Genomic DNA, 24,910 nt, shown 5'->3' with positions numbered 1-24,910 from the left:
TACTCCTCCTTCACTTTTTGTTCACGGGCATCATTTTCTTGTATGAATGACCCTCGTATCGGCAATCATATCATGAATACCAGCCTTTTGTGGTGTGAAGGCTACTACAATATAAGCCAGATTGGTAATAACTAGGCTGCGGTAGGCAAACCGGAGAACGATTTCCCTAAAAATGATATCAGACCATTTTAGTTTTTCCCGGTTCACCCGGACAACCCTCAAGCCGAAAATCATTTTACCGAGCGTCTGCCCATAAAGTTTTGTCATCAGCACAAAATATCCGTAGGTGATCACTGCGTTAAATACAGCATACAATGTGATGAATCCCCAGATTTCTCCTTCTCCCGTAAAATAGAATGGAGATAAAAGGAGCCCATTCAAGGAAAAAAGTATAATCAAATCAGTAAGGTATGCCCAAAAGCGCATCCAAAATCCTGCAAACAGCTCTTCCTTCGTTTCATTTTTTGCGGCGGACCTCTGCTTATCTGCTGCCCCGGACAGAGAATCGGCATTCTTATTGCTTTCTTCCGGCGCTGTTCGTTCAGTTCCCTGTGCATCCTCCGGATAGCGGCCGTCTGTAGTCATCTTCATCCCTCCTATCCTTCATACAAATACATTGGCCGCGGACTGTCGCTTCCGACTGATTTCAACAGCTCCTGGAGTCCAAGCAGCTTCTCATCAGAAATGAACATTCCCTGAACGGAATTTTGCAGCAGCGACTGCCAGCTGAATCCATCCGAAGTGTAGCGTTCTACAGTAGCGTCTCCGAGTTCAAGATCTTCCTCCATCATTGCGATAGTGTCCTCTGAAGTCCCAAGCTCATCGATCAATCCATTTTCTTCCGCCTGCTCACCCGTATAAATACGGCCATCAGCCAAATCCCGTGCCTTTTCTTCACTAAATCCTCTTCCGTCAATGACGACCTGCAGAAAATCTTCATACATGTCGTCGACGATGCCCTGCATAATTTCCCGGTCTTCCTCAGTTACTTCCTCTGTGGGTGACCCCATATCTTTAAACTCTCCGCTCGTTATATTCACACCTTCAATACCAAGGTTTTCAGCCAGCTCGGAGTAGTTCAGGGAGGACATAATTACACCTATCGAACCGGTAATAGTCGCTGAATGAGCTACAATTTTATCCGCCGGGGCTGCGAGATAGTAGCCCCCGGAGGCAGCCGTATTCCCCATTGAAACATACACAGGCTTATTTTCTTCCTCCTGTACCTCGACTACAGCGTCGTGGATTTCATCGCTTTCAACGACACCGCCGCCCGGGCTGTTTACATTAATAATAATACCATCCACATCTGCACTTGATCCGGCTTCCTCCAGATTATTCAGAAATTCATCATGGTTGTAGCCTTCACCGGAAAAAGCTCCGGATCCGCCCGAGGATTGAATGGTCCCCTCGACATCAAGCATAGCAATTCGGCTGTCTGAAGAGCCCTCTTTTACTATATCTTCCTGATTCTGCTGATTTTGCGCCTGGTTCGAGACTGTATTCCACAGGGAAAAAGCTGTCTGGGCGCCAAGGGAAACGATGAGAAGCACCGCTGCCGCTAATAAAGCAAACCACCTTTTTGCATTCATGATTGTTCCTCCGTTTCATTATTAATATCGATTCTGCTCTCCTCCGGCAGAAACACGACCGTATCCCCTACAACAGTCGCTTCCACTTCGGCTGTTAAAATCTCTTCCGGCTCAATTCGGAAAAGATCCTTCCGGAGTATCGTAAAGTCTGCCTTGTAACCAGGAGCGATCCTGCCAAGATCGTGCTCCCGGCTGATCGCCCTGGCACTGCCGCCGGTATACAGCTCCACGGCTTCAAAGGGAGTCAGCTTTTCTTCCGGCATATAACCGTTGTGCGGCTCTCCCGGGTTTTTCCGCGCGACAGCCGCGTAAATTCCGGTTCTCGGGTCTACAGATTCGATCGGAGCGTCTGAGCTTCCCGCGCAGATTATCTCCTGATCAAGGAGTGTTTTCCAGGCGAAGGAATAACGAAGGCGTTCTTTGCCAAGACGTTCTTCGACCCACGGAAAGTCCGAAAGCACAAACCGCGGCTGCAGATCGAGTGCCACCGGCAGAGCCTTCAGCCGTTCCACCAAATCTTCCCTGGCGATTTGGACGTGAATAATCCGGTCCCGCACTCCTTCCGGCACCGGCCAGGCTTCTAAAGCATCTATTACATATTCCAGAGCTAAATCACCTATAGCGTGAACAGCCACTGGCATTTTTTCTTTCCTCGCTTCTGCCACGAGCTGTTTTAGCTCTTCTCTCGAATGAATAGCAACGCCTGCGGTTTCAGGAGCATCATTGTAGGGACGGCTGAGAAGGGCGGTACGTCCGCCGAGCGCTCCATCCGCAAATATTTTCATGGCGCCAAGCTCCAGGCCTTCCTCAAGAAGCCCATAGGTATGGCCGTGCTGTATAAAATCCGGAAACACTTCATGATGCACAAGAAGGTGGGCCCGAAATGAAGTGGCCGCCAAAATATCCCTGAACGTGTCCAATGTCCGCTTAAACCCGCCGTAGTAATTAAGATCTTCTGTATGCCCACCGGTCAGTCCACACTGATGCATGTAGCGCACAGCTTTTCCAAGTGCTTCATGTAAATATTCCTCAGACACCTCTGGGATTTCATTTTTCACTAAATCGGCGGCCTGGTCGAGCAAATAACCTGTTGGCTCTCCGTGTCTTGATTTAACAATGATGCCTCCCTCCGGATCCGGAGTATCTTTATCAATACCTGCAGCATCAAGGGCGCGTGTGTTAACCAGTGCCGCGTGGCGGCATATCCGGGTCAAAAGCAATGGATGAGCGGGCACTAAATCATCAAGCTCCTCCCGGTGGAAAATTTTCCGGTCAGGGAAATTGTTCTCATTCCATCCTTCCCCTATGACCCATTCTCCGGCAGGAATTTCTTTTGTTTTCTCCTTAATCAGCGCAGCCATTTCTTCTGCCGAGGTGCACTCTGACAGATCCAGCTGGATCATCGTTTCCCCCAGCCCGATCATATGTAAATGACTGTCTGTAAAACCCGGATACATTGCGTTACCGTTTAAATTTATCCGGCGGACAGCAGCATTTTGCAATTCTTTTTCTATTTCTCTGAGCATGCCTGCTTTTACGATTGTCCCGTACGCGGTCAGGACTGCCTCCACCTGTTCCCCTTCTTTTTTCATCGTATAAATGTTTCCGTTATACCAAAGTGTTTTCACAGCATTAACCGCCTCTCCTTTTTACGGGCAACTTCCCGTTTTGTTTCAACTCTTTTTAAATTCCATTTTATACCATATTCATGAATGAAAAAAGCTTTTCAGAGAAGGTCTTCAAACTCTTCCTTTTCACTCTTTGCGCCAGATATAGAAATCACCTTCGTTTCAGCTACCGCTTCTTCAAACAGTTCCTCTTTATTCAAGCGTTTTTCATATTTGTAAACTAAACCAATTTTCGGTTTGGTCGCGGGACTGTCCGGCTGAAACACGGTACAGCAGTCTTCATACGGACGCACAGAAATATCATAGGTGCCTATACGCTTAGCAATGCTGATAATTTCTTCTTTGTCCATAGCAATCAGCGGCCGAAGCACCGGTACACTCGTTACTTCATTGATGACATTCATACTTTCAAGCGTCTGGGAAGCCACCTGCCCGAGGCTTTCACCGTTCACTACTGCCTTGGCGTCTTCCTTCTCCGCTATTTTTGTTACGATCTCAAGCATCGCTCTTCTTGTAATCGTCATCGTATGGTCGTCCGGCACCTGGCTTCGGATAGCTTCCTGAATCCGGGTAAATGGCACCACGTGAAGATTGATACTCCCTCCAAACCGGCTGAGGACCCGGGCGATATCCTCCACTTTTTGCTTTGCCCGTTCGTTTGTGTACGGCGGACTGTGAAAGTGTACTGCCTCGATCGTTACTCCACGCTTCATGGCTAAATATGCAGCAGCCGGACTGTCTATGCCCCCGGAAAGCATACTGACTACTTTGCCGCCTGTGCCTGTCGGCAGACCCCCTGCTCCGTTAATACGTCCGCAGCTTACATAGGCCCCCTGCTCTCGGACATCAATTTCCACGGTCACTTCCGGATTTTTCACGTCTACTGTGACGCCTTCGGTATGGTGGAGAATATAACTGCCAACGCTTGGAGCAAGCTTCGTGGAATGAACAGGAAAGTCTTTATTGGACCTTCTTGCTTCCACCTTAAACGTTGCTTTTCTATCCTTATATTCCGAAAACATTTGATAGGCCGTCTGCTGTATCTCTTCTTCTGATAAGTCTGCTTTTCTCGCATAGCTGATGGAAGATATTCCAAACACCGGCTTCACTGCCTCAATAACCTCTTCAGCAGGTTCCCCCAGCAGATTGATCGCAATTCGTCCGTAGGTCCGCCGCACTTCACAGTGGGGGAAATCTTTCACTGCATGATCAATATTTTCTCTTAACTGCCGCTCAAATTCTTTTCGGTTCTTTCCTTTTAAAGCAAGTTCGCCGAAGCGAATTAATAAATATTCTTCTCTCATTGCTGTTCCTCCATAACCTTTTTTAACTGCGGCAGCACTTCTTCACACATGCTGCATAAATGAACGGCTTCCTCTTTTCTGGTATCCGAAGAGAAACTTATCCGTACGGCGCTTTCCGCAAGCTTCCGCTCTCCCGTAGCAGCCAGAATGACGGCCGATGGCTCCGAGTTTTTCGAAGCACATGCTGTTTTGGTGGAAATGGAAGCTCCTCTTTCCGCGAGCGCTTCAACAAGCACTTCTGGTTTTATACCTGGGAAGGAGACATTCAATATGAAGGGAGACCCTCCGGAAAAAGGAGAGTTGATCACTCCGCCGCTTTCCTGCAGGCGCACAGCTGTCTGTTTTTTAATTTCTTCAATTCTGCTGCTGTTTGCAGCATAGCGCTCTTTTGCCAGGCGGAGTGCTTTGGCCATAGCTGCAGCCCCTGCTGTATTTTCCGTCCCCGAACGTACACCGCTTTCCTGACCGCCTCCGTGGACTAATGGCTCAAGCATTGTTCTTGGGTGCTTATATAACACTCCTGTCCCCTTTAATCCATGAAATTTATGTGCTGAGACCGTAACAAAATCGAGACCAGCTTTCTCAATATTTAATGGAATTTTGGCAGCCCCCTGCACGTAATCCGTATGAAAATAAATATCAGGGTAAGAAGAAAGTATTTCTCCAATAGCCTCGATCGGCTGTACTGCACCGAGTTCACTGTTTGTGTGACCAATTGTAACAAGGATAGTATCCCGCTCTAACGCTTTATGCAAATCTTTTGTATTTATACGGCCGTCACTGCCAACCGGAAGGTATGTTATTCGATACCCTTTTTGCTCTAAATGGACACAGGTTTCCATCACTGAAGGGTGTTCAACAGCCGTCGTTATAATATGATGGCCAAAATTTTTCCGCGCCTCTGCGGCTCCTTTTAATACCATATTGTTTCCTTCTGTACCACCGCTTGTAAAAAAGCAGTGCTCCGGTTTCACGTTTAATTCCCGGGCGATCTGGCTTCTCGCAGATTCAAGCAGGCGTTCAGCTTCGCCGCCCTTATGGTGAAAAGAAGAAGGATTGGCAAAATAGCTTTCGGACGCTTTCCGGTAAGCACTCAGCACTTCCTGGTATGGCTGGGTGGTGGCGCTGTTATCAAAATACATTTCAAATTCCTCCCAGCATTCGCTAATATCATAAAAAAGAAGCCTGAGTTCAGGCTTCTCAACTATTTGCTTGTCGATTATGCTTCTGTCAGCTGCATGTCAGATTCCTGCAGCACTTCTGTTACAAATCGGTCATCCATTTTCCGAACAGCCGCTGAAGCAACCTGCAGCGCGTGCTCATACTGACCTTTGCGGAAAGCACTTTCTGCTTCCTGCAGACTCTGGTCAAGCTCAGCTTCCTTGCTGCGGTATAAATTTCCACGCTGGATGATACGCTCAGTCATCAACGCCTGCTCTTCCATACGTCGAAGCATTGTAGAGACAGTGCGGACACTTTCTTCTGCCTGAGCTACCGTTTCACGAACCTGCGACATTTCAAGCGGAGTCTCAGAAAGAGCCGCAGCAGCATGGGCAATTTTATCATCTGCTGATTCTTTTTCATTTAAAAGTATTGGCGGAAGCTTAGGCAGTCTTGTGCGCTGCATTCTCATTTCTTCGATGCGGTTCTGGCGCTTCAGCTCCTCGAGCGTTTCCATTGCCTGTGTTTCATCTTTTCGGAGTACGCCGAGCTGATTCTCTGCCTCCAGAATGCCCGATTCAACTTCTTCCTGCTTTTCAAGAATTTGCTTTAGTTCCATCTCAATATGAGTAAATGAGTGTTCTTTGTTTTCTTTTTGCTCCTGCAATTGTAATACGCTCTTTCTAATTCCATCAACCTGTCGTTTCGATGAGGCAATCAGATGCTCTGTTTCCGATGGAATCCGGTAGTTGGCTTCGATAAATTCTTTTTCCACTAACAGTGTCTGCATCCGCGTAGATAATTGCTCTCTGCCTTTATTCGCCTCCGGCAGCAGACGTTCGACCTCGGCACGGGCTTCCACTTCTTCTTCAAGAATGCGGTACACTTCTTCATTGTAGGCATCCATCTCGGCAAGACGTTCCGCAACCCCGTCAAGATCCAGGCTCTCAATCCGCGTCTGCAGTTGCTCAGCTTCTGCTTCGTTTTCATTCAGTCGTTGTTCAAATGCAAAAGCGTCCATAGGGTAACCCTGCTCTTCCATTTCATACAGCCCGGCGCGCAGGGCTTTCCATTCTTCCGGCAGGCGCCGGCGTACCTTTGCAAGCATATCAGGGACAGCATAAAGCGATGCTTCTTCACGTTCTAAATCTTCATCGAGTTTCTGCCTGAGCTGTTTAGCTTCAAATTGGTTCCCCTGCTCCACCGCTTCGTAAAAAGCTTCAAAAGAAACCTGGAGATCTCGCATATGCTGATCAAACAGCGGGGCTGTCCTGCCAAGCGTGTGCCAGTTCTGGGAAACAAAACGTTTTATTTCTTCATATTTCTGTTCCGACTCTTCAATACCGCGGCGGTTATCAGATTCATTATGTACGAGCTCTTCTATTTCCAGAAAGATATTATTGATTTCCTCTTCAATACTGGTGAGCTGCGTGTCTACAGCAGCAGTGATTTCTGAAGCCTGACTGAACTTGTACTTGTCTGCTTTTTCTTCCGCATCATAAAGAGCCTTTTCAATATCCGGCAGATGCTTTCCCACAATTTCATCCCAGTCCTTGCGCCATGATTCAAACTTTTCTTCTGTTTCTCCCGACATTGTCATGCCCTTGACCCGCGCAATTTCTTCGGCCACAGGCTGGTCCGCCAAATTCGCCCTCGCATCCTCCAGGCGGTCTACCTCCCGGTAAATGCGTCTGCGTCCCCATGCTCCGTATATGACAAACGCGGCGATAATGATAACCAGAACTATAATTACAATTGTTGTCACCAAATTTTTCACTCCAGTTTTCCCCGCTGTGCATCTTTGTTTTTTCAATAATTTACACGTTATGGGTTACTTATACTTATCTGATACTTTATGTGCACGAACGTACTCAAAATATTTTTTCAACTATGTTTGCTTTAACTTATGATAACATGTAAACGCAGTGATTGTTATATGACGATAAAGAAAATTTCTAGAAAATCCATTTTCCCTATTTCCTTAATTAACCCAGCTATATTTACATAATATTTCCCATTAAAAGAGGTGTTTATACCTATGACAATTAATCGTGACGGCCATATTCACTCTCCCTTCTGCCCGCACGGAAGCAGTGATTCGTTTCATAACTACATTGAATCCTGCATTAAAAACGGAATAAAAACGATCACTTTTACCGAGCACGCTCCTCTGCCTGAAGGTTTTACGGACCCAGTCCCGGATAAAGACAGTGCCATGCCGCTTGCACAGCTCGACCGGTATCTTCGCGAGTTAAATGACCTTCAGTCAGAATACAATAATGATATTTCGATTATAAAAGGCCTTGAAGTGGATTTTATTGAAGGCTTTGAGAAAAATACAGAGCAATTTATGAACACATATGGTCCTGAGCTTGAAGATTGCATTCTTTCCTCCCACTTCATTAAAATAAACAGTGAATATATATGTATTGATTTTTCCCCGGAGCACTTTGACCGCTTTGTCCGTCTGAGTGGGAGCCCGCAAAAAGCATCGGAATTGTACTATCGCACCGTTCTCCGCTCTACTCGGGCGCCACTTGGAACATACGCCCCAAAAAGGATCGGGCATATGACGCTTATTCGGAAGTTTCACAGAAATTATGAATACGATTTTCTTGATCAAAATGCTATTCAAGCTATTTTGATGGAGGTTCAATCCAGAGGGCTAGAGCTTGATGCAAACGGTGCCGGGACAACAAAAGAAAAATGCCTTGAGCCGTACCCGCATCCATCGGTAATACAATCGGCAGTACAGATGGGTATACCACTTGTATACGGTTCCGATGCCCACGCTTCTTCGGGACTGCTGGCAGGCAGTAATGACATTTCAGCTCTTACAGGAAAGCAACTACGACAATGAAAGAGGGATATTCATGTCTTTTCAACCGGTTTCTTATGATTCATCTTTAGAGAAAAGCTACCAAACACTATGTCAGCAGGCGAAAGCATTATTTTCAGATGAGAATGATCAAACCGCCAATTTAGCTAACGCTTCCGCCCTGCTCAATCAATTTTTATCCAATGTAAACTGGGTCGGCTTCTATATTTGGAAGGAAACAGAAAATGAACTCGTTCTCGGACCATTCCAGGGACTGCCTGCCTGCAATCGCATCACTCCGGGCAAAGGAGTCTGCGGCACCGCTCACCAGAAAAAACAGACAGTCCGCGTGGAAGATGTGCACGCCTTTCCGGGTCATATCGCATGTGACGCCGCCAGCCAGTCAGAAATAGTTGTGCCGTTGTTCACTCCTGAAGGGGAAGTATACGGCGTGCTCGACATTGACAGTCCTGTACTGAACCGTTTTTCGGAGCAGGAAGAGTCTTTTCTGCGTCAGTTTGCTGACGAAATTGAACACGGGCTGTTTTCAATTAAAAGTTAGCCTTCCAGAGTTCACCTCCCCGTCGGGAAAGCTTAATTTAAGCTTCCCGGCTTTTTTATTCGCTACAGAGTTTTTTTACTTACGTTCACTTCTTTCAGGTTAAAACATATTGACTTGCCATCAGCCAGAAGTTATAATGACGGTTGTGTAAAAGACAGCCTGGGCAAGCCTTGCATGTGCTTTCCATTTTGCTCCTTGCGGTCAGCAAGGTGTGTTGCGTAACCCCTAGCTGTCGGGGCGAAGACATACGAGGGCAAAATGAGCATGACGGGAGATTCGCCAACAGTGTTTTTATACCAAAATTTGTTTTAATAGAGGAGGATGCCATTATGGCACGCTATACAGGTCCAACCTGGAAAAAGTCCCGCCGCTTCGGCATCTCTCTCAGTGGTACAGGAAAAGAACTCGAAAAACGTCCTTATCCGCCGGGAGAGCATGGTCCAACGCAGCGCAGAAAATTATCCGAATACGGTGTTCAACTGCAGGAAAAACAGAAGCTTCGTTTCATGTACAACTTAAATGAGCGCCAATTCCTGCGCACATTTAACATCGCTGGCAAACTGCCTGGTGTACACGGCGAAAACTTCCTGATTCTGCTTGAATCCCGTCTCGATAACCTTGTTTATCGTCTCGGCCTTTCCCGCACACGCCGCGGCGCACGCCAGCTGGTTAACCATGGCCACATCACTGTAGACGGAAATCGTGTAGATATCCCGTCTTACCGCGTAGAGCCAGGAAAAACCATCAGTGTTCGTGAAAAGTCCCGCAACATGAGCGCTATCCAGGACGCACTTGAAGCTAATTCTTTCGTTCCGGAATATCTCACATTTGATGCTGACAACCTTCAGGGCACCTACAGTCGTTACCCTGAACGCTCTGAGCTTCCTGCGGAAATTTCCGAAGCACTGATCGTTGAGTACTACTCCCGTTAATAGTAAAAATCCCGTGCAGATCAATATCTGCACGGGATTTTTTAGGCTCTATAATATTTGTTGGGGTACAGACACAAAAAAACACGCAGACTCCGATATCCGTTATACTTGCGTCGACGAAAACCAAGCAGGATAGGAGTTGCGTGCATATGTATAGTAACATAACGATCCCCGGCCTCCAAGGGGTAAGGGTCCTCCACACCGACGAACGGGAAGGAATGGTGCACCTTCAGGTGGCGGTGCCCCGGAAACGGTCCCGGTGCCCAGCCTGTGGCACGTGGACCCGGCGGGTCCACGATTACCGGTGGCAGCGGGTGCAGCATACGGCCTGGTTTGAACGGCCAACCGTGCTTCATTATCGTCGGCGGCGGTACGCCTGCCCCTGCGGGAAGCGATTTGCTGAAGCTAATCCACTGGTCGATCGGTATCAGCGGCACAGCCGGGAATGGAATCAGGCCCTCGGCCTCCGGCTGGTCACCGGCAAGAATTTCACCGATACAGCCCGCCAGTTTTCCACGTCAGTCACGACGGCGCTGCGCCGGTTTGACGAGTTGGCTTCCCGGACGCTCCCGCACGTGGAGCAGCTGCCACGGGTGATTGCTGTCGACGAGTACAAAGGCGACACGAGCGCCGGCAAGTATCAGCTGTTGGTGGCGGACGGGGCTACCGGACGTCCGGTCGACATTTTGCCGGACCGGAAGAAAGAGACACTGAAGCAGTACCTGCAGCAGAAAGGCGGCCAGGTGGAGGTGGTCGTGATGGATATGAGTGCGCCCTTTCACCAGGCGGCCCGGCGGGCCCTGAACCGTCCGATCATCGTGGCGGACCGGTTTCACGTGCACCGGCACGTGTACTGGGCTCTCGAACGGGTCCGGCGCCGCGTGCAGCACACCCTGTCGTCCTACCACCGCAAGCGGTGCAAACGGCTGAAGCACGTGTTTACCAAAAAAGCCGAAGACCTCACCGCCCAACAGGTGAAGATCCGGGACTATTACCTGGCCGAGTCGGAAGAGCTCCGGACGGCATATGAACTCAAAGAAGCCTTTCGGGCCTGGTTTGAGCGGAGCAAGCGCCGGATGACAACCGGCCAGGCCGGCGCGATCCGGGATGATCTGTACGCCTTCTACCGGCAGGTGGAAGCGAGCGGGTGCCCGGACATGGCCCAGGCTGCCGCCACCGTCCGGCGCTGGCAGACCGAAATCCTGAACAGTTTTACGTTCGATTATCACAATGGCACCGTGGAAGGACTGAACAACCAGACCAAGGTGATCAAACGGAACGCCTTCGGGTTCCAGCGGTACGACCGCCTGCGGGCCAAAGTGTTATTGCATCATCAATATAAATGGTCGCTCGCCGGATAATGGAGGGGGTCACCCCAACATTAGACATAGAACCATTTTTTATATTTCCCCAGCTTTTTTCGGCCGGCTTTTACCCATTGTTTTTTAGAATCAGAAAATATTTCTTTTTACCTCTGCGCATAATGATAAATTGATCGTCAATTAAATCATTTTTCCCTACCGTTTTGTCTGTACTCTGTTCTCTCTCTCCATTAATATATACGGCCCCATTCTGCACATCTTCCCTGGCCTGTCGTTTTGAACCTGCTATGCCCGCTTGAACCAAGAGCTCCACCAGGTTTTGTTCCTCTGTTTCCATCGTGTACGATGGTACATCCTTAAAGCCCTGCGCTATTTCATCTGCTGTCAGTGCTGTGAGCTCGCCTCCGCCAAACAGAGCCTTCGTAATGTTTTCAGCTTGATTCAGCGCTGCCCGGCCGTGAACAAATGAGGTGATTTCCTGGGCGAGCCTCCGGTGAGGTTCCCTTTTTTCAGGCTCTGCCTGCATCTTTTCTTCAAGCTCTTTCATTTCTTCCTGATCAATAAACGTAAAGTAGCGTATGAACTTTAATACATCACGATCGTCTGTATTAAGCAGAAATTGGTACATTTCGTATGGAGATGTTTTTTCAGGATCGAGCCATATTGCGTACCCGGCTGTTTTTCCAAATTTCGTGCCGTCGGCTTTAGTCACTAATGGGATTGTCATGCCGTAAGCAGGAGATTTTTCCTCATCTTCATATTCCAGACGGCGAATCAGCTCTAAACCAGCGGTAATATTGCCCCATTGGTCGCTGCCACCGATTTGAAGCGTACACTGATGATTTTTGTACAGGTAGTAAAAATCGATTGACTGCATTATCTGATAGCTGAATTCAGTAAAAGAAATGCCTTCCTGAATCCGGGATTCCACTGATTCTTTGGCGAGCATATAATTGACGCTGAAATGCTTTCCAAAGTCTCTCAGGAAGCTGATGAGGGTCATGCTTCCAAGCCAGTCATGGTTGTTTACAATTTCTGCACCATACGCCCCGTCAAAATCCAGGTATTTTTCGAGCTGAGTACGAATTTTTTGTGAAAAACCTTCCACAATGTCTGGTTCGTTCAGAGAGCGTTCCGCGTTTCTCCCACTCGGGTCCCCAATCATTCCAGTACCCCCGCCTACAAGAGCAATTGGCTGATGGCCGTGCAGCTGCATCCGGCGCATTAAAATAATAGTCAGCAGGTGACCAATATGGAGGCTGTCTCCTGTAGGGTCAAATCCACAGTAAAAACGGAGCTGACCGTTATTTAAATGATCCTTAAGTCCCTCTCTTTCTGTCACCTGATTCACAAGTCCTCTTTCCTCTAATTCCTCCCAAATGCCCATAACTTTCCCCTTTCTGGTTTAAAAACACTCTAAACTTGGATATATAGATACAGGTACATAAAAAAGTCCCTCTTCGCTTCGAAAAACGAAAAGGGACGATGATGACCGCGGTACCACCCTTGTTGGAAGCATGAGCTTCCCGGCTTCATGTTGATAACGATGCATTACACCGTTTCAGGACTTTTTAATCAAAGGTCTGAAAGAAGCTCTGGATGTGTAATTCGCCAAAGGCTGCAGTTCGACTTTCAGCAGACGCCGACTCTCTGTGACTGTAGGTCCTATAGTTACTTTCATCCTTCATAGCTGTATGTTATAGTTTGTTTTCAAGTTTGCGCTCTTTTTATTTTTAGCACAATACTTTCAACACTGTCAATGTATGAATTCATAGACAAAGCCACCTACAGAAGGGAGATCGTAATAATTATGGGGCGCCACGACCAAACGAGCTCAAGAAACACCCCGCGCATTGTTGGTCTTTCATTTCTCACCCTTTTTATCGTTTTTATTTTAGCTGTTATATTTATCGGGTCAATCGGTGCAGGCTTTTTCGCCTCCTTGGTTAAGGGACAGGAAGCTTACACGGAAGAAGAAATGCAGGAATCAATATATAGCTACGCCGAAAACAGCACCGTCCATTTTGCCAGCGGAGAAGAATTAGGGGAGCTTCCTTCAGAATTGGAAAGGCAGCGTGTAGAACTCGATAATGTTTCCCCCAATCTTCAGGATGCCTTTTTGTCCACAGAGGACAGGGCTTTTTATGAGCACAGCGGGATCAATCCTCAATCATTAATGCGTGCTACATACCAGGAGTTAACGAACTCCTCTACTCAAACGGGCGGTTCGACATTAACCCAGCAGATTGTTAAAAACCAGCTGCTGACCAGAGAAGTATCCTTCGAGAGAAAAGCCAAAGAAGTTGCTTTGGCGTTGAGAATGGAGACTTATTTTACTAAAGATGAACTGTTTCAAGCCTATATGAACATTGTCCCGTTTGGCCGGAATGCCAACGGAGAAAATATCGCAGGAGCCCAGGCAGCAGCCCAGGGTATCTTCGGCATTGATGCTTCAGAACTAAATGTGGCCCAGTCCGCCTATATTGCCGGACTTCCTCAAAATCCTTATACGTACACTCCATTTGAGAGTAATGGTGATGTGAAAGAGGACCTTTCTGCAGGTTTGAACCGTAAAAATGAAGTTTTACGTAATATGCTCGAGGTCGGCTCCATTTCTCAGGAAGAATACGATGAAGCAATGAATTATGATATCCGAAGCAATCTTGCTGAACCGAAAGAAGAAGTAGCTCAGGAGTATCCTTACCTGATTAATGAAACTCAGCGCCGGGCTACACGGATTATGCGTGAGGAAATGCTCGCCGAGGACGATGTGCAGCTGGAAAATTTATCAGACGAAGAACGGCAGGAAACTATTCAGCAATATAATCAGGAAGCAAGCCGCGAAGTTGCTGAAGGCGGGTATGATATTGAACTGACGGTTCATAAAGACACCTATGACGCTATGCAGGAAGCAGTAGATGGCAACGACTACTTCGGACCGGAAAAAGAAGGCGAAGCAGAGCAGGTTGGCGGCATGATGATTGAAAACAACAGCGGTGCTATTTTAAGCTTCGTCGGCGGCCGCGATTTTGAAACAAGTTCGTTAAACTATGCCACCCAGACGCGCAGGCAGAATGGCTCAACCATGAAACCACTGCTTGATTACGGTCCGGCGATTGAAGAAGGCCTTCTGCATCCCGGACAGACGCTGCTTGATATTCCTACCGAATACGGAGGAGAAGATGACGAGCTCAACAACTTTGACGGAGAGTATGAAGGCTTTATCGATGCCAGAAGTGCTTTAGCCGAATCACGTAACATACCGGCAGTGCGGGTATTTGATATGCTTGACGAATCCACAAGAGAAGAAGCTCTTACTGATCTGGGTATGGGCAATGTAGTCGAAAACGGCATTTCTACTTCCACTGCTATCGGCGGACTCAGCCGGGGCGTAAGTGTAGAACAAAACACAAGTGCGTTTACAACTTTTCCTGCCGGAGGAGAACATCATGAACCTTACATGGTAGCTTCTATTACCGACAGTACAGACGAAACGGTGTTCGAGCATGAAGAGGAATCCACCAACCCTTTTTCTGAACAAACGAGTTTTCTCATTACAGATATTCTTCGTGATGTATTAGGATCAGACGGTACTGCAAGTTCTCTTCCCGATCGCCTGAATATTGACGGCGACTGGGCCGGAAAGACAGGTACAACAAATAACCAGATCGACTCCTGGTTCGTTGGCTATAATCCCAACGTAACCTTCGGTCTATGGCTTGGGTATAATGAACAGATTGGCATTGAAGATGCACAGGGCCTCTCTTATTCGCAGAGAACTCAGCAGATCTGGGCAGATATCATGAATGCCGCTTCTAACACTGAAGATAATTTAATCGGGGCTGGGGACACCTTCTCTGAGCCGGAGGGGATTTCTACAGAAGAAATATGTGGACTCTCTGGTAAACAGCCTACTGATTTATGCGAAGAAGCGGATCTGGTAAATGAAGATATTCTCAATGAGAAATTCGCTCCTACTGAAGAGGATGACAGTATCGAAGAAATTGAGTATGTAACTATCGACGGAGACCGTTATCCTGGATACAATGATACTCCTTCTGAATTTATGCAGGATGGTATTTCTTTAAATGACGAATACCTATTGGACGGCGATGAAGAAGAAATTCAGGAATATCTGCCGGACGATTGGGACAATCTTGTTCCAGATGAAGATGCTCCTGAAAATAACAGAGATCCTTCCCGGGTCACCGGAGTATCCAATGATGATGGCACTCTCACCTGGTCAGCCTCCGATGATAACGATGTGATCGGCTATCGTATCTTTAATGACGGCGACGAAGTCGACAATGTCATCGATCGGGAGACCACAGAATTTGATACTGATGGAAACGGTGAGTATACTGTCCGTGCTGTAGATACTCACGGCAGGGCATCCAATGATTCCAGCGGAGTTGACATCGGCAGTTCGGATGAGAATAGCGATTCCGGCGATAACAATTCTGGAAACAACGAAGACTCCGGCAGCGGAGACTCAGGAAACAACAATAGTAATTCGAACAACGATGATGCCGAAGAAAATACAGACAGTAATGAGTCTTCAAACAACGATAATGAAAATCAAAATTCTGGGGACTCGGGCAGCAGTGACGACTCCAGTAATGATAATGAAGAAAACAGTACGGATGAAAACAACGAAACCGAAGGCGGGGATAATTCCTCTACTTCAGATTCTTCCGACGACAGTGCGGAAGAACCTGAAGATAACTCCTCGGAGTCATCAGGCGATGAAAACAATGACAGCTCCGATGAAAACACAGATGAATCGAATACTACGGATGAAGCAGAAAATGACGGAGGTTCAACAAACGAAGAAGAATCCACTGAAGACAGCAGCAATGAAGACTCTTCTACTCCTTCCGGGGACAGTGGCACTGAGGACACCGAGGACTCCGGCGCATCCACTGACGAGGAGCAATCCACTGAGGACTCCTCTTCTACTCCTTCCGGGGACAGTGGCACTGAGGACTCCGGGGATTCCGGCGCATCCACTGACGAAGAGGAATCCGCTGAGGACTCCTCTTCTGCTCCTTCCGGGGACAGTGGCACTGAGGACTCCGGGGATTCCGGCGCATCCACTGACGAAGAGGAATCCGCTGAGGACTCCTCTTCTGCTCCTTCCGGGGACAGCGGCACTGAGGACTCCGGGGATTCCGGCGCATCCACTGACGAAGAGGAATCCGCTGAGGACTCCTCTTCTGCTCCTTCCGGGGACAGCGGCACTGAGGACTCCGAGGATCCCGGCGCATCCACTGACGAAGAGGAATCCACTGAGGACTCCTCTTCTGCTCCTTCCGGGGACAGCGGCACTGAGGACACCGGGGACTCCGGCGCATCCACTGATGAGGAGGAATCCGCTGAGGACTCCTCTTCTGCTCCTTCCGGGGACAGCGGCACTGAGGACACCGGGGACTCCGGCGCATCCACTGACGAAGAGGAATCCGCTGAGGATTCCTCTTCTGCTCCTTCCGGGGACAGCGGCACTGAGGACACCGGGGACTCCGGCGCATCCACTGATGAGGAGGAATCCACTGAGGATTCCTCTTCTGCTCCTTCCGGGGACAGCGGCACTGAGGACACCGGGGATTCCGGCGCATCCACTGACGAGGAGGAATCCACTGAGGACTCCTCTTCTGCCCCTGCTGACGATAACGCCACGGAGGCCCCCGAAGATTCTGACGGCTCGTCCACAAATGAAGAAGCCACTGGCGAGAATTCCACGCCAGAGGCTTCAAGTGATGCTGAAAATGAACTAGATGAAGGAAGCTCTTCCGAACAAGAAGAGTAAGGAATAACAACATTATGTATCGAAATTAAGAATTAAGCCATCTGGGCCAGTCCAATCCAGACCAGCAATATTGCAACAGGCACCGAAACCATTCCTGCCGTCCGCAGGAAACGGCGCTTCTCTTTACTTCCTTTAAATATTAAAAAGAAACTTTCCAATAAAATAATAATACCGATAATTAAAGCAACCAAGATCGTCTCGCCTCCCCTTCTATTCTTTCTGTATATCATACCTGAAGGGCCATCAGAAATAAAGAAGCCTCCGTACATAATAATAAGTACGGAGGCTTTCTTACATTTTACAATCTAGTCTTCCATAGTAGAAAGATCACCAGTAGGCAGATCAAGCTCCCAGGCTTTCAGGACGCGGCGCATAATCTTACCACTTCTTGTTTTCGGAAGTGATTTACGGAATTCAATTTCTTTTGGCGCGACGTGACCAGCAAGCTCTTTTTTCACGAAGTTTTGAATCTCTTCTTTCAGCTCGTCTGAAGCTTCATATCCTTCCCGCAGGGCTACAAATGCTTTGATGATTTCCCCACGTACCGGGTCGGGCTTGCCGATAACCCCTGCCTCACCTACTGCCGGGTGTTCAACCAATTTGCTTTCTACTTCAAATGGACCCACTCTTTCACCAGCCGTCATAATAACATCATCTACGCGCCCCTGGAACCAGAAGTAGCCATCTTCATCCATATAGGCAGAGTCCCCGGATACATACCAGCCATTCAATTCAAAGTAGCTGTCAAACTTCTCTTTTCTGTTCCAAATAGCCCTCATCATTGCCGGCCAGGTTGGCTTGATAGCCAGGTTACCCATTCTATTAGGCGGAAGCTCATTTCCCTGATCATCGACAATTGCTCCGTAAACTCCTGGAATTGGTTTGCCCATAGAACCGGCTTTAATGGTCATTGCCGGATAGTTGCATATCATCATTGCACCTGTCTCTGTCATCCACCATGTGTCATGAATGCGGAGGTTAAATGCTTTTTCACCCCAGCGTACAACTTCCGGATTCAGCGGCTCCCCGACACTCAAAATGTGTCGCAGCGAAGAAAGATCATATTCTTTCACAAGCTCGTCTCCAGCGCTCATAAGCATACGGAAAGCCGTCGGTGCACTGTACCATACGGATACATTGTACCGGTCCAAAGTATCATACCAGTCCTGTGCACTGAACCGTCCGCCACGCACTACGTTTGTCACGCCGGCAAGCCATGGGCCGAATATGCCGTAGGATGTGCCAGTTACCCAGCCGGGGTCAGCTGTACACCAGTATACATCTCCGTCCTTCAAATCCAGTACCCATTTTGCTGTCTGATAGTGCTGAATCATGGCGTTGTGTACATGATAAACGCCCTTTGGCTTTCCAGTGGAACCTGAAGTATAGTGCAGGATCAGTCCGTCTTCACGGTCCACCCACTCCGGTTCAAAATCGCTGCCTGCCTGCTGCAGCCTTGCATCAAAATCCAAGAATCCGCCTTTTTCGTCATCCACGCCTCCGTGAATGAATACCGTTTCCAGATTTGGAAGGTCATCAAACGGCACCCGTTCTACTAACTGAGGAGTTGTTACGAGCGCTTTTGCTTCACTGTCTTCAAGACGGTCCCGGACAGCCCCTTCCATAAATGCTTCAAATAATGGACCAACAATAGCGCCCACTTTAATCGCGCCGAGAAGAGCAAAGTAAAGCTCCGGAGAGCGGGACATAAAAATGAAGACGCGGTCCCCTTTCTCAATACCTGCTTCCTTCATTACATTTGCTGCTTTGTTCGTGTATTTTTTCATATCCGCAAATGTATACTCCTCTTTGCGGCTTCCATCTAAATAATGCAGTGCTACCTGGTTTTGCTTATCAGGATTCTCCGCATGGCGGTCAATCGCTTCATATGCCATGTTTACCTTTCCTGTTTCGTGCCAAGAGAATTGTTTTTCAATTTCCGACCAGTCAAAATTTTGTTTTGCTTCTTCGTAGTCTTGTAGGTTGTAATTTCCGTCAATTGGTGGAAGCGTTTGCACTTTCATCTGAAACATTCCCTTCTGTCGATCTTAATTTGCACAGATTCATTATAATATAAGTTCATATATTGTTCAATTCTTTCATTTCTTAATATTCTCATTTCTTCCACCAATCTGAAGTAATTTTCTGATATGATAATATTGTAAGCAGTACCATAGGTGGATGAAGGATGGTGTACATGATTCACAAAAAGACCTATTATTCCAGGGAAATCGCATGGAACAACCACACCTTGCTCATGGAAGGCCCTGTTTCCGGTAAAACACTTCACGATTATGACTTTCATCCAGGCCTTACAGCGTTTCGTTCCCATGAAGAACAAAAAAAAGCATTGATTGGCATTGCTGATCTTCCTGAAGGGCGAATTAATATTGTAGCTGATGGTAAAACAATCGTCGGATATGTCACATTTGTCTATCCGGACCCTTTGGAACGCTGGTCAGAAGCCCGTCTGGACAGTCTTTTGGAGCTTGGGGCCATCGAAATAGCCAAAGAGTACAGGGGAGCTAAAATTGGCAAACGCCTGTTAGAGTTTTCTGTGCTCGATGACGCCATGGAAGACTATATTATTATCACCACAGAATACTACTGGCACTGGGATCTTAAATCAAGCGGCTTAACCGTTTGGGAATATAGAAAACTCATGGAAAAAATGATGAATGCCGGCGGGCTCGAATGGATGGCTACGGATGATCCTGAAATTTGCTCTCACCCCGCCAATTGTTTAATGGTAAGGATCGGCTCCCGTGTACCAGATAACGATATTCAACAATTTGATAATGTACGTTTTACTAATAAATTTATGTTTTAACCGCCTGCACAGAGGAGGAATGTTTGCTTGTTCGTGGAAGAAATTATGGTTAAAGACGTCATAACAATTGAACGAACCACGCTCATACGCACGGCTTTAGAGCTTTTGGAAAAACACCGCATCCGGCATATACCTGTAATCGACGAAAGCCGTTATGTCATCGGTATTGTAGCTGACCGGGATATCCGTGATGCCAGTCCTTCCATTTTTCAGTCCGGGGATGATAAAAAAGAATTGGACCAGCCCGTTTCTACAATTATGACTACTCCTGTCGTCACAATTATGTCATATGATCTAATGGCTGATGCTGCAGTAGTGTTATACGAGAACGATATCAGTGCGCTCCCTGTCGTTTCCTCAGATGATAAACTGGTCGGTATATTAACTGAAACCAACGTTCTGCATACGTTGGTAAAAATGACAGGGGCCAATCAGCCATCCTCCCAGATAGATGTTGTTGTCCCTAATTTATCCGGGCAGCTGGCAGAGTTATCATTGATTTTTAAAGAAAAAGGCACAAACGTTATCAGTGTCCTGCTTTTTCCACACAAGGAAATGGACAAGCAGGTGCTCAGCTTCCGGGTGCAGACAATGGACCCCCGCAGGCTGATTGCAGCCATTGAAGAAAAGGGATACACAGTACAATGGCCAAAAATGCCGGAGCCGGGGTCATGACAATGAATCACGCTCTCGTTTATTCCCCGGATATGCCGCAGTACAAATTTAATGACGATCACCCTTTCAGTCCACTCCGTCAGCAAATCACCTTTGACCTGCTGCTTGAAATGGGGGCAATAAGTGATAGTCAGCTTATCCCATCACGGATGGCAACAGATGAAGAAATAATGCTTGTACACGACCAGCATTATGTGGAGGCCGTCAAAGCAGCCGGAAAAGGTGAACTGAGTATCGGCGTTGCAAATAACTACGGGCTCGGCACCGAAGACACGCCTATTTTTGACCATATGCACGAAGCTTCTGCCACGCTTGTCGGCGGCACTCTTCAGGCTGTTGAAACAGTACTCTCAGGAAAAGCATCCCATGCTTTTCATCTTGGCGGAGGCCTGCACCATGGCTTCCAGGGAAAGGCTTCCGGTTTTTGTGTATATAACGACAGTGCCATCGCTATTGAATACGCACGTAAACACTTCGGAGCACGCGTTTTATATGTTGATACTGATGCCCATCACGGGGATGGCGTCCAGTTTTCTTTTTATGAGGAACCGGATGTTTGCACACTGTCGATTCATGAAACAGGAAGATACCTGTTTCCTGGAACCGGCAGCGTTGGTGAGAAAGGTGCCGGCCAAGGCTACGGCACTTCCATCAATATACCAGTTGACGCCTTTACAGAGGACGACTCTTTTCTGCATTGCTATGAAACAGCATTGCGGGAAGCAGCCGAGTTTTTCAAACCCGACGTCATTTTTACACTTAACGGGGCAGACGCCCACTATTTCGATCCACTCACGCACCTCTCTTTAAGCATTGAATCGTACAAAGCCATTCCTGCTATCGCTCACCAAGTAGCCCATGAATACTGCGAAGGCAGATGGATTGCTGTCGGCGGCGGTGGCTATGACATGTGGAGAGTCGTACCAAGAGCCTGGGCGGCCGTATGGCTTGAAATGAGTGAGCAGACTCAATTATACGAACAAAACTGTCCAGAAGAATGGCGGAGCCGTTGGGGAGCAAGTGCGCCTATCGAGCTTCCCACCAAATGGCAGGACCCGGAGCACATGTATGCTCCGATTCCAAGACGGCCGGAAATTGAAGAAAAAAATATCCGTTCATTAGAAAAAGCCCTTTTTCATATTAGAAATGAAAAACGGCCATGAGAATAATAAGTAAGGGAAGCAGCTAAAAGCTGCTTCCCTTACTTTTCCGGGATAGTCGTTGATTGTCTGTATTCCAGGCGGTGCGGAAGAACTACAGTACTTTCATCTACTTCCTCTTTGTTCATAAACTTCGTCAGGAGGCGCATGGAAACTGCCCCAATATCATACATTGGCTGTACTACAGTCGTTAATGTCGGCCTTACCATCGTCGCAAGGCGTGTATTGTCAAAGCCGATGACGTTCACCTGATCCGGTACGACGAAACCGTCATCCTGCAGACCGTGAATAACACCGAGAGCCATTTCGTCTGTGGAAGCAAAAATCGCAGTTGGAGGATTTTCGAGCTTCATCAGGGACTGAGCAGCCCTCAGCCCGGAATCATATGAATAATCTCCTACTGTTACCAGTTCTTCTTCAAAAGTAATATTGTTTTTATTCAGGGCCTCTTTATAGCCGCTGAATTTTTTATACCCGTTTACCGGGTCTTCAAGAGAGCCCGAAACCATACCAATTCTTTGGTGGCCACCCTCGATTAGTTCTTCCACTGCGTCAAAAGCAGCATCTGCATAATCAATATTCACTGAAGGAACTTCCTTATTTTCATCAACTGTCGCAGCCAGTACAATTGGGACCGGGGAGTGCTTAAATTGTTCTACGTGCTCCTCGGTAATTTCACCGCCCATAAATACAATGCCGTCCACCTGTTTTTCAAGCAGAGTGTTAATTAAATTAATTTCCCGGTCCTTATTCTGGTCGGAGTTACTCAGGATGATATTGTATTTATACATCATCGCGATATCTTCGATCCCCCGGGCCAGCTCAGCAAAGAAAATACTCGATATATCGGGAATAATCACACCAACGGTCGTTGTTTTTTTACTTGCAAGACCGCGAGCTACGGCGTTCGGACGATAACCGAGCCCTTCAATAGCGTCCAGCACTTTTTTTCTTGTGGCCGGCTTCACGTTGGGATTGCCATTCACCACACGCGAGACGGTCGCCATTGAAACGCCGGCCTCTCTTGCTACATCATAAATTGTTGTATTCACTAGTAATCCTCCTTCAAGTCCCTTTCATCCACTTCTCAACAGATGATGCTATCATATAATAATGGTTATCGCCTCTGCAATTCATTTATGAAAACTTTTCATAACTTTCTATTCCGCATAATTTATACATGTTTGTTCTTTTCTTCACAATCACAGATTTTCCAATCATACCATATTAAATCCAAAACGTCTTCATTCTTGATTTGACTTGTTTTCAATTGTTTTCATTTTACTATGTTTTCATACTTATTTTCAAGAAAACGCTGTCAATTAATTTAAATTAATTATTAAGGCTCACCATAGAAAAAGCACAGGACGACGCCCTGTGCTTTCCTGTGCTGCATTATGATTTGTATAATCCGGAAGCCCGTAAAGAATCCAGGAAGGATTCAAATTGAGCAAGATCCATTTGCTGGGCGGAATCAGAAAGAGCGACAGCAGGATCAGGGTGTACTTCAGCCATAACTGCATCTGCACCAATAGCAAATGCTGCACGCGCTGTTGGCTCAAGCAGATCTCTTCTGCCCGTAGAGTGTGTCACATCCACCATTACCGGAAGGTGTGTTTCTTTTTTCAGAATTGGCACTGCAGAAATATCGAGAGTGTTTCTCGTTGCTTTTTCGTACGTACGGATGCCGCGTTCACAGAGAATAATATTTTCATTGCCTTTAGCCAGGATGTATTCGGCACCCTTAATCAATTCATCGATCGTCGAGGACATGCCGCGTTTCATTAATACAGGCTTGTCTACGCCACCTACTTCTTTTAATAGTTCGAAGTTTTGCGAGTTTCTTGCACCGACCTGAATAACGTCGAGGTAGTCCAGTGACATTTCTACATCCTGCGGGCTTACAATTTCGCTGATTACAACCATGTCCAGCTCATCAGCTACACGGCGAAGAATTTCGAGGCCCTCTTTGCCAAGTCCCTGGAAATCATACGGGGAAGTTCTCGGCTTGAATGCACCGCCACGCAGAAGGCGAATGCCCTGGCTTTTCATGAATTTAGCCACTTCATACACCTGTTCGTAGCTTTCAACGGAACAAGGTCCTGCAACAAGACGCTGAGAACCGTCTCCAATTTTTTCACCTTTCAGGTCAACAATTGTATCTTCAGGCTTTTTCTTCCGGGAGACGAGCAATTCTTTTCGATTATCGTCTTCCTGAAGCTCAAGACCGGCCTGGAAGATTTGTTTGAAAATATGCTGAACCGTAGAAGTGTAGAAAGGCCCTTCATTATGTTCTGCGATATGGTCAAGCATATGACGCTCACGTACCGGGTCGAATCGTTTCTGTCCGGACTTGCTTTTTACGTCCCCGATTTCCCGGACAAGCCGCCCACGTTCATTGATCAGTTCCAGCAGCTGTACGTTCACGTCATCCAATTGTTCTCTCAAGGCATCTAACTGTTCGTTACTCATGCTCTCCACTCCTTCAGTCAATTACTTATCTTTTCGATTACGCCCCATTATAAACGAAGAATTCTGTTCTGTCAGCCCTTTTTTCTTTATTTCTTAAACGCTTTTAAGTGTTAAAGTATTTTTGCCTTTAAAATAAGCTTTCCATCTATATTCCACCGGAAAAACATATTAAAAACCGCTGCGTCTGACACAGCGGCCTTAAATTTTACGTATTATTGCTGTTGTTTTCCGTCGAATCTTTATGCAGATCGCGTACTTCTTTTTTTACATCTTCTGCTGCTTCTTCTTCACTTTCATCAATACGTTCATTAAGTTCTTTTGCCAGCTCTTCCGCAGACTTTTCTTCGTCTTCGCCCGGGCTTCCTTTCACCCGCTCATATAAATGAGAAGACTGTGCAGAAACATTTTTAGCCAATTCGCTGGACTTATCTTTAGCGCGATTTGCCCATTCACTGCCTTTTTCGTAAGCTTCAGAGGTTAGACCGCTTGATTTCTGCTTTACTGACTGGGTGCCTTCAGAAAGATCCTGGCGCCATTCCTGTCCGGACTTTGGAGTGAGGAGCAGTGCTGTAGACGCTCCTACAATACTTCCTATAATCGTGCCAATAATAAAGTCTTTTGTGTTGTACGAAGCCATTCTTTATCGTC

20 protein-coding genes are annotated in these 24,910 nt (G+C 47.2%); 8 read left to right on the top strand and 12 right to left on the bottom strand.

Going from position 1 to position 24,910, the window contains the following annotated elements; all coding sequences use genetic code 11:
* Positions 1–30: 30 nt before the first annotated feature.
* From SIC45_RS03320 to SIC45_RS03295, 6 genes are all read right to left on the bottom strand, one after another.
* Positions 31–585 carry an RDD family protein gene (locus SIC45_RS03320; protein WP_319631066.1) on the bottom strand — a complete coding sequence of 185 codons (555 nt, stop codon included), beginning with the start codon at positions 583–585 and terminating at the stop codon, positions 31–33.
* An 11-nt stretch (positions 586–596) separates the two neighbouring features.
* A complete protein-coding gene (sppA, locus tag SIC45_RS03315; RefSeq protein ID WP_319631065.1) occupies positions 597–1,592 on the bottom strand; it encodes a signal peptide peptidase SppA in 996 nt (331 codons plus the stop codon).
* Positions 1,589–3,220: an amidohydrolase gene (locus tag SIC45_RS03310; RefSeq protein WP_319631064.1), complete on the bottom strand. Its 1,632-nt coding sequence runs from the start codon at positions 3,218–3,220 to the stop codon at positions 1,589–1,591. Before SIC45_RS03310 ends, sppA begins: the two co-directional genes overlap by 4 nt.
* Before the next feature lie 98 nt (positions 3,221–3,318).
* A complete protein-coding gene (gene thiI, locus SIC45_RS03305; RefSeq protein ID WP_298783426.1) occupies positions 3,319–4,524 on the bottom strand; it encodes a tRNA uracil 4-sulfurtransferase ThiI in 1,206 nt (401 codons plus the stop codon).
* Complete coding sequence (locus tag SIC45_RS03300) at positions 4,521–5,666, bottom strand: cysteine desulfurase family protein (RefSeq protein WP_319631063.1); 1,146 nt, start codon at positions 5,664–5,666, stop codon at positions 4,521–4,523. Before SIC45_RS03300 ends, thiI begins: the two co-directional genes overlap by 4 nt.
* Before the next feature lie 77 nt (positions 5,667–5,743).
* Complete coding sequence (locus tag SIC45_RS03295; protein ID WP_298784470.1) at positions 5,744–7,450, bottom strand: septation ring formation regulator EzrA; 1,707 nt, start codon at positions 7,448–7,450, stop codon at positions 5,744–5,746.
* 273 nt (positions 7,451–7,723) lie between these two features.
* Here SIC45_RS03295 and hisJ point away from each other — a divergent pair, with 273 nt between their 5' ends.
* From hisJ to SIC45_RS03275, 4 genes are all read left to right on the top strand, one after another.
* On the top strand, positions 7,724–8,545 hold the full coding sequence (gene hisJ, locus SIC45_RS03290; protein ID WP_319631062.1) for a histidinol-phosphatase HisJ: 822 nt from the start codon (positions 7,724–7,726) through the stop codon (positions 8,543–8,545).
* A gap of 13 nt (positions 8,546–8,558) precedes the next feature.
* Positions 8,559–9,065: a GAF domain-containing protein gene (locus SIC45_RS03285; RefSeq protein WP_319631061.1), complete on the top strand. Its 507-nt coding sequence runs from the start codon at positions 8,559–8,561 to the stop codon at positions 9,063–9,065.
* A 329-nt stretch (positions 9,066–9,394) separates the two neighbouring features.
* The gene (gene rpsD, locus SIC45_RS03280) at positions 9,395–9,997 is read left to right on the top strand and encodes a 30S ribosomal protein S4 (protein ID WP_022793076.1); all 603 of its coding nucleotides are present in this window, start codon (positions 9,395–9,397) and stop codon (positions 9,995–9,997) included.
* 143 nt (positions 9,998–10,140) lie between these two features.
* Positions 10,141–11,358 (top strand): ISL3 family transposase, encoded by a 1,218-nt coding sequence (locus tag SIC45_RS03275; protein WP_319630690.1) that lies wholly within the window; start codon positions 10,141–10,143, stop codon positions 11,356–11,358.
* 70 nt (positions 11,359–11,428) lie between these two features.
* Here SIC45_RS03275 and tyrS read toward each other — a convergent pair whose 3' ends face one another.
* Positions 11,429–12,706, bottom strand: a complete 1,278-nt coding sequence (tyrS, locus tag SIC45_RS03270) for a tyrosine--tRNA ligase (RefSeq protein ID WP_319631060.1) — start codon at positions 12,704–12,706, stop codon at positions 11,429–11,431.
* A 423-nt stretch (positions 12,707–13,129) separates the two neighbouring features.
* Between tyrS and SIC45_RS03265 the strand changes: the two genes are divergently transcribed.
* A complete protein-coding gene (locus tag SIC45_RS03265) occupies positions 13,130–17,125 on the top strand; it encodes a transglycosylase domain-containing protein (protein ID WP_319631059.1) in 3,996 nt (1,331 codons plus the stop codon).
* Between the two features lie 32 nt (positions 17,126–17,157).
* Here SIC45_RS03265 and SIC45_RS03260 read toward each other — a convergent pair whose 3' ends face one another.
* Both SIC45_RS03260 and acsA read right to left on the bottom strand, forming a co-directional pair.
* A complete protein-coding gene (locus SIC45_RS03260; protein ID WP_319631058.1) occupies positions 17,158–17,316 on the bottom strand; it encodes a hypothetical protein in 159 nt (52 codons plus the stop codon).
* A gap of 114 nt (positions 17,317–17,430) precedes the next feature.
* A complete protein-coding gene (acsA, locus tag SIC45_RS03255) occupies positions 17,431–19,149 on the bottom strand; it encodes an acetate--CoA ligase (protein ID WP_319631057.1) in 1,719 nt (572 codons plus the stop codon).
* A gap of 173 nt (positions 19,150–19,322) precedes the next feature.
* On the opposite strand from acsA, the gene SIC45_RS03250 reads away from it, so the two are divergent.
* Genes SIC45_RS03250 through SIC45_RS03240 form a run of 3 tightly spaced genes read left to right on the top strand, consistent with a single transcriptional unit; the run spans position 19,323 to position 21,793 of the window.
* Positions 19,323–19,955 (top strand): GNAT family N-acetyltransferase, encoded by a 633-nt coding sequence (locus SIC45_RS03250; protein WP_298785375.1) that lies wholly within the window; start codon positions 19,323–19,325, stop codon positions 19,953–19,955.
* Positions 19,956–19,988: 33 nt separating this feature from the next.
* Positions 19,989–20,630, top strand: coding sequence for an acetoin utilization AcuB family protein (locus SIC45_RS03245; RefSeq protein WP_319632922.1), 642 nt, complete (start codon positions 19,989–19,991; stop codon positions 20,628–20,630).
* Positions 20,627–21,793, top strand: coding sequence for an acetoin utilization protein AcuC (locus SIC45_RS03240; RefSeq protein WP_319632921.1), 1,167 nt, complete (start codon positions 20,627–20,629; stop codon positions 21,791–21,793). Before SIC45_RS03245 ends, SIC45_RS03240 begins: the two co-directional genes overlap by 4 nt.
* 38 nt (positions 21,794–21,831) lie before the next feature.
* On the opposite strand, the gene ccpA is transcribed toward SIC45_RS03240, so the two are convergent.
* The 3 genes from ccpA to SIC45_RS03225 form a co-directional block, all read right to left on the bottom strand.
* Positions 21,832–22,842 (bottom strand): catabolite control protein A, encoded by a 1,011-nt coding sequence (ccpA, locus tag SIC45_RS03235; protein WP_022795223.1) that lies wholly within the window; start codon positions 22,840–22,842, stop codon positions 21,832–21,834.
* A 343-nt stretch (positions 22,843–23,185) separates the two neighbouring features.
* Entirely contained in the window at positions 23,186–24,262 is a 1,077-nt protein-coding gene (locus tag SIC45_RS03230) for a bifunctional 3-deoxy-7-phosphoheptulonate synthase/chorismate mutase (protein WP_298785373.1), read from the bottom strand.
* 205 nt (positions 24,263–24,467) lie between these two features.
* Positions 24,468–24,899: a YtxH domain-containing protein gene (locus tag SIC45_RS03225; RefSeq protein WP_298785372.1), complete on the bottom strand. Its 432-nt coding sequence runs from the start codon at positions 24,897–24,899 to the stop codon at positions 24,468–24,470.
* Positions 24,900–24,910: the final 11 nt, after the last annotated feature.

The organism is Marinococcus sp. PL1-022 (assembly GCF_033845285.1).
GTDB lineage: Bacteria > Bacillota > Bacilli > Bacillales > Marinococcaceae > Marinococcus.
This window is presented reverse-complemented; position numbering and strand designations above follow the sequence as displayed.